18 protein-coding genes and 1 other annotated feature are annotated in these 13,646 nt (G+C 39.3%); of the genes, 17 read left to right on the top strand and 1 reads right to left on the bottom strand.

What is annotated here, in order from left to right; translation table 11 throughout:
* The 17 genes from pyrF to ACSKY2_RS05385 all read left to right on the top strand — a co-directional run bounded on the left by pyrF (position 1) and on the right by ACSKY2_RS05385 (position 12,809).
* A complete protein-coding gene (gene pyrF / locus ACSKY2_RS05465; protein WP_489877053.1) occupies positions 1-708 on the top strand; it encodes an orotidine-5'-phosphate decarboxylase in 708 nt (235 codons plus the stop codon).
* A 3-nt stretch (positions 709-711) separates the two neighbouring features.
* Positions 712-1,332, top strand: coding sequence for an orotate phosphoribosyltransferase (gene pyrE / locus ACSKY2_RS05460; protein ID WP_489877052.1), 621 nt, complete (start codon positions 712-714; stop codon positions 1,330-1,332).
* Between the two features lie 61 nt (positions 1,333-1,393).
* Positions 1,394-1,819 carry a Mini-ribonuclease 3 gene (locus ACSKY2_RS05455; protein ID WP_489840746.1) on the top strand — a complete coding sequence of 142 codons (426 nt, stop codon included), beginning with the start codon at positions 1,394-1,396 and terminating at the stop codon, positions 1,817-1,819.
* On the top strand, positions 1,803-2,627 hold the full coding sequence (gene rlmB / locus ACSKY2_RS05450; protein ID WP_489877051.1) for a 23S rRNA (guanosine(2251)-2'-O)-methyltransferase RlmB: 825 nt from the start codon (positions 1,803-1,805) through the stop codon (positions 2,625-2,627). Before ACSKY2_RS05455 ends, rlmB begins: the two co-directional genes overlap by 17 nt.
* A gap of 117 nt (positions 2,628-2,744) precedes the next feature.
* Positions 2,745-3,296, top strand: coding sequence for a hypothetical protein (locus tag ACSKY2_RS05445; RefSeq protein ID WP_489840748.1), 552 nt, complete (start codon positions 2,745-2,747; stop codon positions 3,294-3,296).
* A 68-nt stretch (positions 3,297-3,364) separates the two neighbouring features.
* Positions 3,365-3,514, top strand: coding sequence for a 50S ribosomal protein L33 (rpmG, locus tag ACSKY2_RS05440; RefSeq protein WP_489840749.1), 150 nt, complete (start codon positions 3,365-3,367; stop codon positions 3,512-3,514).
* A gap of 22 nt (positions 3,515-3,536) precedes the next feature.
* The gene (gene secE, locus ACSKY2_RS05435) at positions 3,537-3,707 is read left to right on the top strand and encodes a preprotein translocase subunit SecE (RefSeq protein ID WP_489840750.1); all 171 of its coding nucleotides are present in this window, start codon (positions 3,537-3,539) and stop codon (positions 3,705-3,707) included.
* A 103-nt stretch (positions 3,708-3,810) separates the two neighbouring features.
* Complete coding sequence (gene nusG, locus ACSKY2_RS05430) at positions 3,811-4,365, top strand: transcription termination/antitermination protein NusG (protein ID WP_489840751.1); 555 nt, start codon at positions 3,811-3,813, stop codon at positions 4,363-4,365.
* A 148-nt stretch (positions 4,366-4,513) separates the two neighbouring features.
* Entirely contained in the window at positions 4,514-4,939 is a 426-nt protein-coding gene (rplK, locus tag ACSKY2_RS05425) for a 50S ribosomal protein L11 (RefSeq protein ID WP_002827926.1), read from the top strand.
* A 96-nt stretch (positions 4,940-5,035) separates the two neighbouring features.
* Positions 5,036-5,725 (top strand): 50S ribosomal protein L1, encoded by a 690-nt coding sequence (gene rplA, locus ACSKY2_RS05420; protein ID WP_489877050.1) that lies wholly within the window; start codon positions 5,036-5,038, stop codon positions 5,723-5,725.
* A 66-nt stretch (positions 5,726-5,791) separates the two neighbouring features.
* Positions 5,792-5,917, top strand: a sequence feature (ribosomal protein L10 leader region).
* Between the two features lie 29 nt (positions 5,918-5,946).
* The gene (rplJ, locus tag ACSKY2_RS05415; protein ID WP_489840753.1) at positions 5,947-6,450 is read left to right on the top strand and encodes a 50S ribosomal protein L10; all 504 of its coding nucleotides are present in this window, start codon (positions 5,947-5,949) and stop codon (positions 6,448-6,450) included.
* A gap of 88 nt (positions 6,451-6,538) precedes the next feature.
* On the top strand, positions 6,539-6,904 hold the full coding sequence (gene rplL / locus ACSKY2_RS05410) for a 50S ribosomal protein L7/L12 (protein WP_489840754.1): 366 nt from the start codon (positions 6,539-6,541) through the stop codon (positions 6,902-6,904).
* Between the two features lie 314 nt (positions 6,905-7,218).
* Positions 7,219-8,112: a serine hydrolase gene (locus ACSKY2_RS05405; RefSeq protein WP_489877049.1), complete on the top strand. Its 894-nt coding sequence runs from the start codon at positions 7,219-7,221 to the stop codon at positions 8,110-8,112.
* Between the two features lie 246 nt (positions 8,113-8,358).
* Positions 8,359-9,093 carry a metal ABC transporter ATP-binding protein gene (locus ACSKY2_RS05400; RefSeq protein WP_489877048.1) on the top strand — a complete coding sequence of 245 codons (735 nt, stop codon included), beginning with the start codon at positions 8,359-8,361 and terminating at the stop codon, positions 9,091-9,093.
* Between the two features lies 1 nt (position 9,094).
* The gene (locus ACSKY2_RS05395; protein ID WP_489877047.1) at positions 9,095-9,955 is read left to right on the top strand and encodes a metal ABC transporter permease; all 861 of its coding nucleotides are present in this window, start codon (positions 9,095-9,097) and stop codon (positions 9,953-9,955) included.
* Positions 9,939-10,883, top strand: a complete 945-nt coding sequence (locus ACSKY2_RS05390) for a metal ABC transporter solute-binding protein, Zn/Mn family (protein WP_489877046.1) — start codon at positions 9,939-9,941, stop codon at positions 10,881-10,883. The genes ACSKY2_RS05395 and ACSKY2_RS05390 overlap by 17 nt, the downstream gene beginning before the upstream one ends.
* 246 nt (positions 10,884-11,129) lie before the next feature.
* Positions 11,130-12,809, top strand: coding sequence for an NAD(P)/FAD-dependent oxidoreductase (locus ACSKY2_RS05385; RefSeq protein WP_489877045.1), 1,680 nt, complete (start codon positions 11,130-11,132; stop codon positions 12,807-12,809).
* 64 nt (positions 12,810-12,873) lie between these two features.
* Here the strand turns inward: ACSKY2_RS05385 and ACSKY2_RS05380 are convergent, their stop codons facing one another.
* Complete coding sequence (locus ACSKY2_RS05380; RefSeq protein ID WP_489840760.1) at positions 12,874-13,473, bottom strand: TrmH family RNA methyltransferase; 600 nt, start codon at positions 13,471-13,473, stop codon at positions 12,874-12,876.
* Positions 13,474-13,646 lie beyond the last annotated feature (173 nt).

The following is a 13,646-nucleotide window of genomic DNA, read 5'->3' as shown; positions in this document are numbered from 1 at the left end:
ATGAATGATCAAGAACCAATCTTTATTGCATTAGATTTTCCAGATGCTAAAGTTGCCTGGCGGTTTTTGAAGTCATTTCCAACAAAACAACCGTTAGCATTGAAAGTCGGCATGGAATTATTTTATCGGGAAGGGCCACGATTCGTTTTGGATTTGAAAGAACAAGGCTACACGGTTTTTCTTGATTTAAAATTGTACGACATTCCACATACTGTAGGTCAAGCAACCAAAAATTTGGCGCAACTTGGCATTGATTATTTAACATTACATGCAGCTGGTGGTGAACGCATGTTAGCAGCGGCTAAAGAAGCGACGTTATTGACACATAGTCATGTGAAGCTATTGGCAATTACACAATTAACGTCATTTACAGCAGCTGAATTACAAAAGACGCAACAGTTAGCAGTCTCTTTGAATGATTCAGTGATTCATTTGGCAAAATTAGCTGCGAAATCGGGTATGGCAGGTGTGATTTCATCAGCCTATGAAAGTGAAGCCATTCATTTAGCAACGGATGAGACATTTCTGTCAATTACACCAGGTATTCGACTATTAGGAGATGATAAAGGTGATCAAAATCGTGTGATGACACCAGCACAAGCACGCCACCGTGGGGCCAATGGCATTGTTGTTGGTCGTTCGATTACTCAAGCAGTGAATCCGGTTAATACTTATCAACAGGTTATGAAAGAATTTTATGAGGGATAAAACATGGTAAATTATCAAAATGACGTCGCGGCTGCATTGTTAGAGGTTGGAGCAGTAAAATTACAACCTAACGATCCGTTTACTTGGGCATCTGGTATAAAAAGTCCAATTTACACTGATAATCGCAAAACAATTTCATTTCCCAAAGCACGTCGTATCATTATTGCTGGTCTAGTGGCATTGATCAAAAAAAATTATCCGGACGTTGCTGTTATTGGCGGCGTTGCGACAGCTGGCATCCCACATGCGGCGTGGGTTGCTGAGGCATTAGCGTTACCAATGATTTATGTTCGCTCAAAGCCTAAAGATCATGGGACAGGTAAACAAATTGAGGGTGCGTTGACTGCTGGGCAAAAAGTTGTGCTTATCGATGACTTAATTTCAACAGGTGGCTCAGTATTAGGTGCGGTTGAAGCAACACGTGTCGCAGGTGGTGATGTCCTCGGTGTTGTTTCTATTTTTTCTTATGAATTGCCAGTAGCAGCAAAGAATTTTGCAGCAGCTCAAACAACATTTTCATCATTGACCAATTTTTCTAGTTTACTGCAAGTTGCACAACAACAAGGTAAAATTACGCCTGCTGAATTAAAGTTGATTAGAAAATGGCACCAAACTCTGGTATAACACGTGCTATCTTGATGAGTTTGTATCCATTTTCAGCACATAAAATGTTATGATAGGAAACATGAATGAAAAGATAAATTATGAACAACTTAATGGACTTGATTTGGCCTACTATGGGGATGCGGTCTATGAAGTTTATATTCGACAACACCTATTAGCAAAAGGTATTACAAAGCCTGCCAAGTTACAACGTGAATCAAAGAAATATGTTTCAGCCAAGGCACATGCCGCATTATATGCGTTAATTGAAGCAGAAGGGATTTATACTGAGACAGAATATCAGTATTTTAAACGTGGCCGTAATGCAAATTCGCATACCAAGGCCAAAAATACGGATGTGGTGACTTATCGTATTTCAACCGGTTTTGAAGCCGTGATTGGTTATCTTGGTGCAAGTGAACAAACGGCACGTTTGGAAGAACTTATTGCATGGATTTATGAACAAGTAGAAAGTGGGCGAACAGTTAATCATGGGACAACGAAATAATAGGCAACAAACAAATCACCGACCAAAGCACCAACGTGATAGTCAAACACATGAACAACAAGATGATGATCAAGTTGAATTTGTGTATGGTCATCATGCCGCTGTGGAAGCTTTAAAAGGTCGGACTGAGATTAATAAAGTTTGGTTGCAAAATGGTTTAGCTGATAAGGTTCGTCATGAAATCACAACGTTAGCGAAGAAAAAAGGATTAGTTATTCAAGAAACACCCAAAGCAAAACTTGATGAATTAACGAATGGTGAAAATCATCAAGGGGTCGTGTTATCAATTGCAGCATATGCATATGCAACGATTGATGATTTATTTGCGAAAGCTGCTGAAAAAGATGAAGCACCTTTTTTCTTAGTCCTTGATTCTATTGAAGATCCACACAACTTAGGTTCAATCATGCGAACGGCAGATGCTGCTGGTGTTCATGGTATCATTATTCCAAAACGGCGAGCTGTACAATTAACCTCAGTCGTTGCTAAAACGTCAACTGGCGCAATTGAGCATGTACCAGTCGCTCGTGTGACGAATTTAGTACAAACTGTTGCGCAATTAAAAGAGCGTGGTGTTTGGATTTTTGGTACTGATATGGATGGACAAGATTACCGTCGTTGGAATGCTCAAGGCGCAACAGCACTGATTATTGGTAATGAAGGTAAGGGTATTTCAACACTATTAAAGAAGTCTGTTGATGAAACCTTAACGATTCCGATGATTGGACATGTACAAAGTTTGAATGCTTCTGTTGCAGCTAGCTTGCTTATTTATCAAGGTTATAATAGTCGCCACCCATTGTCATAATTGCGTGTGTTAAGACAGCATATTGGTTAGTTAACTGGCCTATTTGTTACAAATAAACATGGCAAAACAATGATTTGTTAGTATCCTTTTCTTACACTAATAAGGAAGGTGAACCATGTGCGTAAAAATCGAGCAAGTTTAATTCCATTAGCCCAAGCAGGTGATGACATCGCATTTCAAACGATTTTATGTGAATTTGAGGGATTGATTTGGAAGACTTATCAACAACAACGGTCACGACAACAGCCACTTGACTGGCGTCATGAATGTGGTGTTGTCCTTCATAAGACCTTACGTCTGTTACATAACCAAACATGGGCCGCATTGACATTGTATTACAAACAAGCGCTTCAAACGCATATCGTGCAATTATGGCGGTGTGAGTATCGGGTGTTAGATTTTCAAATTCCTGTGATGACTGATGACGTGTTGCCATATGTTGATCAACAAGCATGTGAACAATTTGTAACGAAGCAACAAGGATTGGCTAGTTTTATTTTAGAATGGTATGTCACGTTACCTGCTAAGGAACGTGAATTAGTGTTATTATTAGTACGTGGTTATGGTATGACAGAAGCGGCTCGACGAATCAAACGATCACGTTCTTGGTGTTATGGTATTCGTCGTAAATGGCAACAACTGTATGCACTAGAAATGAAAAATAACTAGTCGTTTCATCATAAAAGTGATACACTTTAAGTTACGAAAATAGAAATTAGGAAGAGCGGTGGCGCCAAATGGCAGTAAAGAAAGTCGCTTTAGCATGTAGTGTTTGTGGTTCACGAAATTATATGGTCGTTAAAAAGCCAACGCGCGTTGAACGACTACAGGTAAAAAAGTTTTGTAAGTATTGCGGTAATCACACGTTACATCGTGAAACAATGTAGGATAGCTAACAGAGGGTTACAGATGAAGTTTATAAAAAGTGTTATTAAAGAAATGCATACCGTTACTTGGCCAACATTTCGCGAAAATGTTCATAATACAACCATTGTTGTGGTTACCGGTCTAGCCTTTGCCTTGATATTTGGTGCAGCTGATTGGATATTCGAACAAGGGATTACTTGGTTGTCTAAGTAATGAAAATGCGCTATACTAAAGCTATTAATTGACAAGTAAAGCCCTCACTGATGAGGGTTTTTAATTTACAAAAATTTAGGTCAAACAGTCTGAGGAGGCAATCATGGCAACTGAGTCATTCGATAAGCAATGGTACGTTTTGCACACATATGCAGGATACGAGAATCGTGTGAAATCAAATTTGGAATCACGTATTGAAACAATGGGTATGACGGATTATATCTTCCGTGTCTTGGTACCAGAACAAGAAGTCGAAGTTGAAAAAGATGGCGAAACGAAGATCGTTAAAGAAAATGACTTTCCAGGTTATGCTTTAGTTGAAATGATTATGACCGATGAAGCTTGGTATGTTGTTCGTAATACACCAGGTGTGACTGGCTTTTTGGGATCTCACGGTGGTGGTTCAAAACCAGTGCCTTTGTTGCCAGAAGAAGTTGATGATATGTTAGCTCGTATGAATTTGGTTGAACGTAAGGTTGAACATTTGGATGTGACGATTGGTGATTCAGTTGATGTTATTTCAGGTAGCTTTGCTGGTCAAGAAGGCGAAGTCACAGCGATTGATGATGAACATCAAGAAGTTACTGTCTTAATGAACATGTTTGGTCGTGATACACCAACCCAGATTTCATTTAATGATATCAAGCCAGTAAAATAAAGATAAATGATGAAACTTGAACACTTAGCTTGCCAAGGGCTAGGTGTTTTGTTACTATAATACAGTATGTGTCATCATCAGATGCATATGTGGGAGGCGTAAATCGAAACGCGCCATTTACACCACAAACACGAAGGAGGAAACAATCGTGGCTAAGAAAGTTTCAAGTATTGTTAAGTTGCAGATTCCAGCCGGTAAGGCAACACCTGCACCTCCAGTTGGACCTGCTTTGGGTCAAGCTGGTGTTAACATCATGGGATTCGCAAAGGAGTTTAATGCTCGTACCGCTGATCAAGGTGGTTTGCTAATTCCTGTAGTTATTACTGTGTATGAAGATCGTTCATTCGAGTTCGTTACTAAGACGCCACCAGCAGCTGTTCTTTTGAAGAAGGCCGCTGGTGTTGAAAAGGGTTCTGGTGAGCCTAACACGAAGAAGGTCGCTACAGTTACTGCAGCACAAGTACGTGAGATTGCAGAAACTAAGATGCAAGATCTAAACGCAGCTGACGTAGACGCAGCTGTTCGCATGATTGAAGGTACTGCTCGTTCAATGGGCTTCACTGTTGAAGGCTAATTTAACAAGTAACGTACGGATCGCATAGGAAACTAAGCAAGATCAAGCGGGAGGTCAGTGACCATTTGACCGCATTTGCAAGGAGGAATAGCTACCATGGCTAAGTATGGTAAGAATTATTTAGCAGCTGCTGAAAAAGTTGACAGTGCTAAGTTATACACTGTTGAAGAAGCTGCTGCATTGGTGAAGGAAATTGACTTTGCCAAGTTTGATGCAACTGTTGAAATTGCATTTAATCTAAACGTTGATACGCGTCAAGCTGATCAACAATTACGTGGTGCCGTTGTTTTGCCTAACGGTACTGGTAAGGACCAAACTGTTGTGGTCTTTGCACAAGGTGATAAGGCGAAAGAAGCTGAAGAAGCAGGTGCTGATGTTGTTGGTGCCGCTGACTTAGTACAACGTATCCAGGGTGGCTGGTTAGACTTTGATGTTGCTGTTGCAACACCAGATATGATGGCACAAGTTGGACGTGTTGGACGTGTCTTGGGACCTAAGGGCTTGATGCCTAACCCTAAGACGGGTACTGTAACGTTTGACGTTGCAAAAGCCGTTTCAGAAGCAAAGTCAGGTAAGGTTACTTACCGTACTGACCGTGACGGAAACGTTGCTGTCCCAGTTGGTAAAGTATCATTTGATGCTGACAAGTTAGCAGGAAACATCAAGGCATTGTCTAATGTTATCTTGCGTTCACGTCCAGCCGCTGTTAAGGGAACATACGTACAACACGTATCGATTGCTTCAACATTTGGTCCTGCTGTGAACATCGATGTTGCCTCACTATAATTAGTTCATTCTAAAATAGTGTGCGTTAATATTGACACTTTCTCGACTACCTGATAAAGTAGTTTGAGTAATAAAACGATTCTACCTAAGACGCAGGTGTCGCAAGACTTAATATCCCGCCGAGGAAGTGAAAAACGCGTAAGCGACTTTTGACCCCGGTGCAGCATGTACTGGGGGTCTTTTGGTGAGAATCAAAATCTAAACAGGAGGAACATTACACCATGAGTGAAGCAACCATTGCTATTAAAGCGCAACAAGTTTCTGAAGTTGCTGACAAGTTCAAGAACGCAACGTCTGCCCTAGTTGCTGACGTTCGTGGCTTGACTGTTGAGGAATCAAACAAGTTACGTGCTGAATTACGTGGAGAAGGTGTTGAGCTACGTGTTATCAAGAACAAAGTCTTGGTTCGCGCTGCTGAAGCTGCTGATTTGAGTGAGTTGAACGACCTATTTGCTGGTCCTTCAGCAATCGCCTTTTCAAATGACGATGCAATCGCACCTGCACGCGTATTGAAGAAATATGCTGATGATATCGACGCCTTGGAAATCAAGGGTGGATTCATCGATGGTAATATCGTGTCTATTGATGAAATCAATAAATATGCGTCATTACCAGATCGCGACGGTTTGCTATCAATGTTGTTGTCAACATTGCAAGCACCTGTTCGCAACTTTGCCTATGCAGTTAAGGCTGTATCTGATGCAAAGGAAGAAGCTGAAGCCTAAGCGTCTGTTTAGGTTCGCATCTTAACTTCGGGCATTTGCCCACAAATTAATTGCAAATAACGCAAATATAAAGAGGAGATTATTTATCATGGCATTTGATAAGGATTCAATCATTGCTTCATTGAAGGAAGCTACGATCATGGACTTGGCTGACTTGGTTTCAGCTATTGAAGAAGAGTTTGGTGTTTCAGCCGCTGCTCCTGTTGCAGCAGCTGGTGCAGCTGGTGGTGACGCCGCTGCTAAGACTGAATTCGACGTTGAGTTGACTTCAGCAGGTACTGCTAAGGTTAAGGTTATCAAGGCAGTTCGTGAAGCAACTGGCTTGGGCTTGAAGGACGCTAAGGGTCTTGTTGACGATGCACCTTCAGTTATCAAGGAAGGTCTTTCAGAAGACGATGCTAACGAATTGAAGGCAAAGCTTGAAGAAGCTGGTGCCGTTGTAACTGTAAAGTAATTCAGTTCATTAGACAATAGTCAGAAATGACACAAAAAAGCGACTTGTGTATGCAAGTCGCTTTTTTTACACTTGATTTTGCAATAAGTCAACAAGAATGAAAGCTGTCAATTAATTACAAAATATCATTAAAAAAACTTTTGTCACATATGTTAATCGTGAGCGATTTCGCTAGGTATTGTTATCGTATGACGAGAGATAGTCGTGTTTAGCATGCCGATACGAGTTATTTAGGAAATAACGTTGTTTTTTTGTTAAATAGTTTAGATAATTAATTAACATAATTGACTAAAACTTGTCGTATACTGTTATTTATGAATAATAAAAAACAAAGCGAGCAACGTTCACGTCAGAAGAACACAAAAACTAAAAAAATAAAAAGATTATTATTAATTATTGTTACTATCTTACTAATAAGTATGATGGTCATTATTGGGGCATATCACAAGCAAATTATCAAAACCATTTCACCCACAATCAACCAAGCAAATCATGAAAAAAATTTAACGGCAGCTTGGCAAGAAACACTCAATGAAAGTGGGGCAAATGTTGACATTGCAGTTTATGATGAACAGAATAAAAAATTGATCACAACACGGCAAAGTGATCGCAAAACTTTTCCAACTGCCAGTATTATCAAGGTTTCGGTATTAGGTAATTTATTAAGCCAACATGAAACAGAGGGGACACCCCTGTCAGATGATGAACAAGATCAAGCATCTCTAATGATTGAACAAAGTGATAACGATGCCACTACAAGTTTGTTGTATCAAATGGGCGGGTATGATGCACCAGATACGTTATTTGATCAATTAGGTATGAACCATTCAAAAATGAATGTTGAAGCGTGGGGTAGTTCAAGAACGACAGCTACTGACCAAGTGACCTTATTACGGAATATTTTTTATGATAGTCAAATCTTTTCGCCAGATTCACAAAAATATGCCCGTAAATTAATGCGCCATGTTGAATCGGACCAACGATGGGGTATTTCAGCAGGTGTACCAAAGAATGCTCAAATTGCCTTAAAAAACGGCTGGTTACCTGATGACGATGATGATTGGATCGTTAATAGTATTGGTCATGTGAAAAATGATCATGCAAATTATGTCATTGCAGTGTTGACGAATGGGTCAGATACTGAAGATGATGGGATTGATTTGATTGAAAAATTATCAAAGCAGACATATCACGAATTAGCAGAATGATGCTTAAATTTTTAACGATGCAAAGCCACTAGATGTTGAAAAAATCTAGTGGTTTTTTATTTTGCTTTTATAAAATAAGTCAGTTGTAAAAGTTTTCTTTACATAATTGATATCAGTTTACAGTTATTTTTCATTTAAGAAAATATATTGATTAGTTTCATGAAATTTATTATGATAAATAAGTTGTTTTGAGAAAACAAAATATTTCAATCAACAAAAATATTTTATGAAATAGGAGACATATTTATGCTGCAAATCAACGACTTGACAGTCGCCTACAGCAATGTGCCTGTCTTTAAAGATTTATCTGTTGCTTTTTCATCAGGTAAAATCACTGGAATTATTGGTCCAAATGGTGCCGGAAAGTCAACACTGATCAAAGGTGCTTTAGGATTAGTTCGCCGTTCGGGAAATGCGACATTAGATGGTGTTGCCATTAATCAGGTTCGTCAGAAGATTGCTTATGTTGAACAACGTGCCGCCTTAGACTTAACCTTTCCGATCAGCGTTTTTGAGGTAGTTCTAACAGGGACGTACGGTAAGTTAGGATTATTCAAAAGCCCTGGTCATCAGGAAAAAGCGTTAGCCAAAGAAGCATTGGCACAAGTGAATTTGTCAGAATTCATTAATCGCCAAATTGGTGAATTATCGGGTGGTCAATTACAACGTGTGTTCGTTGCGCGTGCGATTGTGCAACAGGCAGATGTGGTTATTTTAGATGAACCTTTTGTCGGTATTGATATGAAATCTGAAGAGGAAATCATGAATGTTTTACGTGGTTGGCGAAATGAAGGGAAAACGATCATTGTTGTTCATCATGATTTGAATAAAGTAGCTGCTTACTTTGATGATTTACTCATAATGAACCATGGTATGATTGCTCACGGTCCGGTTGAAACGGTTTATACTCAGGAAAATGTGCAACAAGCATTTTCAGCTGATTTAAGTGCCGTGCTGTTTAACAAGATGGCAGGTGCTTAATATGGCAAGTTTCGTAGAATTTATACATGCTTTAGGACATTACAATTTCTTACAAAGTGCTTTGATGGCTGCTATTATTGTTGGCATCATGTCAGGTATTATTGGTAGTTTTATTATTTTACGCGGGATGTCATTAATGGGTGATGCTATTTCACATTCTGTTCTGCCTGGGGTGGCTGTTGCTTACATGTTAGGTATCAATTTATTGATCGGGGCAACAGTATTTGGTGTTATCGCAGCTTTATTAATTGGTTTTGTGGCTTCAAATAGTAAGTTAAAAAATGATACAGCAATTGGTATTGTCTTTTCAGCATTTTTTGCCCTAGGATTCATCTTGATTTCAATGGCTGAATCATCAACGAACTTACATCATATTTTATTTGGCAATGTGTTAGCTGTATCAGACTCAGATTTGATTTCAACAGTCATTGTCTTAACGATTGTTGTGCTCTTCGTTGTTGCGTTATTCAAAGAATTACAAATCACATCATTTGATGAAGTTTTTGCGAAGTCATATGGTTTGAATACGAGCGTTATTCATTATGGTTTAATGATTATTTTGACATTAGTAACTGTATCAGCCTTGCAAACCGTGGGGATTATTCTAATTGTGGCGATGTTGATTACGCCGGCAGCCACAGCTTTCTTGTGGACAAATCGTTTGGTGCATATGTTGTTTTTGTCTTCTACCATTGGCGCAGTGGCATCAATCGTTGGTTTGTACTTGTCATACACGATGAATTGGGCATCTGGTCCAGCAATCGTACTCGTGGCTGCAATTATTTTCTTGATTTCATTCGTTGTTGCCCCAAAGCAAGGGTTTATTGCCAAATTAGGAGTTAAATATGTTAAAGAAGATTAGTATTACCTTAGCTGCCCTTATTTTGATCGGTGGTAGTGTGATTTGGTTTGTTAAGAGTCGCGGTGAGCAATCAACGACAAAGGGTCAGCAACTACGTATCGTTACAACTAATTCAATCTTAGAAGATATGGTTGAGCAAGTAGGTGGTAAGGATGTGAAAGTTTATAGTATTGTAAAACGTGGTACGGATCCTCATGAATATGATCCAACGACCAACGATATTGCAGCTGCAACAGAAGCAGATGTATTGTTCCATAACGGATTGAACTTAGAAACTGGTGGTAGTGGTTGGTTTAATAAGCTGACAAAAACAGCAAATAAACGTGATGATAAGGAAGTTTTTGCTGCATCAAAGCACGTGAAACCAATGTATTTAACGGCAGCTGGTAAAGAAAAGGAAACTGATCCACACGCTTGGTTAGACTTAAGTAATGGTGTGAAATATGTCCAAATGATTAGTCATGTGCTACAGGAAAAGGATCCAAAACATGCTAAAACTTATCAAAAACGAACAAACGCTTATGTGAAGAAACTACGAACATTGCACCAGGAAGCACAAAATAAGTTCGCTGATATTCCGGCAAAGCAACGCTTGCTTGTGACATCAGAAGGAGCCTTTAAGTACTTTTCGAAGGCATACGGTATTACCCCAGCATTTATTTGGGAAATCAATACAGAAGCTCAAGGAACACCTGAACAAATGAAACAAGTACTGGCAAAAATTGCGCAATCAGATGTTAAATCATTGTTTGTTGAAAGTTCGGTATCACCAAAGTCGATGAAGCAAGTTTCAAAGGAAACAGGCTTACCAATTTATTCAAAAATTTATACAGATTCTTTGGCCAAGAAAGGGACGCAAGGAGACACATACTACAGCATGGTGAAGTGGAATATTGATAAAATTCACGATGGCATGTTAGCAAAATAATTTATTGAAAGCGTATTTACAAGATTGATCTTAGTAAGTACGCTTTTTACTGTATATTTATGATATTTTGATGATTATTTTCCTAAAAAATTGCTATAATGGAAGTGGCGAAACATTCTTATTAAAACGCTTTCATTTAACGTTTTGGGTAACTATGTTTACAAAGAAGAAATTCAACGATACAATATATCATTGGAATTATAAATTTTATTTGTTTTGTAGGAATTTTATTGAGGAGAACTTGGTATGTCTAGTAAAAATATCATTATCGTAGGAGCGGGATTTTCTGGTGTATTTACTGCGCGTAAATTAGCTAAGAAATTAAAGAACACCGATTATCAAATCGTCTTGATTGATCGTCATTCATTTATGACTTATATGACGGAGTTGCATGAAGTTGCAACGAAGCGTGTTGAGCCAAAGCACGTCCAATTTGATTTGGGAACTTTGTTTAAGCACCAATCAAATGTAAAAATTGTCACTGCAAATGTTGAAGATATTGATAAGACGGCCAAGGTAATTAAGACTTCCGAAGGTGAATTTACGTATGAGAAGTTAGTTATCGCAACTGGTGGTACCACAAACACATTTGGTACACCTGGTGTTGAAGAATATGGGTACACCTTGTGGTCATTCGAAGAAGCCGTTAAGTTGCGTGCACACATTGAAGAAACAATTCGTGAAGGTGCGATGGAGTCAGATCCAGCTTTGCGTGCAGCAAAGCTAACGATTGCAATTGTTGGATCAGGATTTACGGGTGTTGAGTTAGCTGGTGAATTGATTGATCAACGTCGTGAATTGGCACGCGCCAACAACTTGGACGAATCAGAAATTAAATTGGAAGTTATCGAAGCAGCACCAACTATTTTGAACATGTTATCAGACCGTAAGTTAGCTGATAAGGGTGAGCAATACATGATTAATCATGGTATTAACTTGCGTAAGTCAGCAGGAGTCGTTGAAGTTAAAGAACATGCTGCTGTCTTGAAGGATGGTACTGAGGTGCCAACTGAGACTTTGGTATGGACTGCTGGTGTTAAGGCTAAGCCACAAGGTGCAAAGTGGGGCTTGCAACAAGGCCCTGGTGGTCGTTTCTTAGCTGATGAGTATTCACGTGCCTTAGGCGAGACAGATATTTATGTGGCTGGTGATGTGGCCGCTTATCAAGAGCCTGCCTTAGCAGACCCTGATAACCCACGTGCCGGTTGGACCCCACAAACAGTTGAAGGTGGTGAATCAGCTGCTAATACTGTTGTTCCTAACGTGGTCTATGATGTAACCGGTCAAACTGGTGATCGTCATGAATTTAAGGGTCACTACCAAGGTTATGCCGTTTCAATTGGCTCACACTACACAGTTGGTGTGGTACAACAAATTGGTAATATGAAGATTGGTAAAGAAGGTCTACCAGTTACTGGTTTCATTGGTAATATGTTCAAGCACATTATCAATTTCTACTTCTTTATGCAAATTACAAGTGGTTACCACATGTTCCAATATACATTGGATGAATTCTTCCGGACACCGAATGATCGTAACCCATTCTTTGGTTGGACATCACGTGTTGGTAACGTTTTGTGGTCAGTACCTTTGCGTATTGTCATGGGCATGACGTGGATTTCAGTGGGAGCAACCATCGGTGGTGGTGCTGGTATGTTAGCCGCTATCATTGGCTGGTTACTAGTCTTTGGTTTGTTGACATCATGGGCAGCCTTTGTTGGATTCATTTTTGGTTTGGTCATGGTCTTTGCTGGTACTGGTGTCAGTGTTGCCGCATTGTTACTACCATTTGCTTCACTAGCTTTGATGAACGGCGCTGGTCGCACAATTGGTTTGGATTACTGGGTAACACCACTTCTAGAGCGTACACTTGGTAAGTCATGGTACGGTAAGGCACGTTCACATTATAACGACATGCACAAATAATATATTAAAGAAATAAAAAATTACTGATGACTTCGCTAAAAAGTCACCAGTAATTTTTTTACGATTATTTTGGTTGATGTTGTGATGCATAAAATGCTGCAATCACACCGTGAGCAACACCAACATTGATTGAACGCACACTACCATATTGCGGAATGTAAACCATGGCATCGGCCGCAGCAATCAGCTCATCTGCTAAGCCTAGCTTTTCCTCACCAAATAAAAAGGCTGATTTTGCTGGGAAATGCATCTCATATAGTGATTGTGGTTCGTATCCTGGCGTGTTATCAACGGCATAAATGGTATAACCTTGTTTATGTAGTTGTGCAAAGATTGCTGGATAATCGGTGATGCGATGATGTTCAATATGTTCATAATTCTGTGTACCTAAGGAACCACGGCGATCCCATTTTTTAATGCCTTCTTTGGCATCAGGAATAGCTGGGTTTTCAGGATTCAAGAAAATCAATTTACGCATGCCAAATGCATTGCTGTTACGAACGGCAGATGCTTTGTTAAAGTCATGACTTAAATTTTGCATAATGGAAATCATATCACCACGGTGCATATCTAATGCAGTCCGAATTTCATCATCAGTTTTTCCTTTATAAAAATCAGTCACGTTACGGTAATCTGCGGAACGTGTTAAATCAATATCTGACATAAAAACTCCTTATTGATCAACTAGTGAATGACTAGCAAAAAGCGAATATAGTATGTTTTTATTCTAGCTGGGGGAATACAACGTGTCAAACGGGGTAAACACTGATAAAATAAGATGAATTGAACATTTCACAGCATATTGACCATTAATTTGTTATGATTATAGTTATGAGA

The sequence above is a fragment of the Weissella sp. ESL1156 genome, from assembly GCF_058505625.1.
Note: the sequence above shows the minus strand (reverse complement) of the source record. Positions and strands in the feature narration are given on the sequence as shown.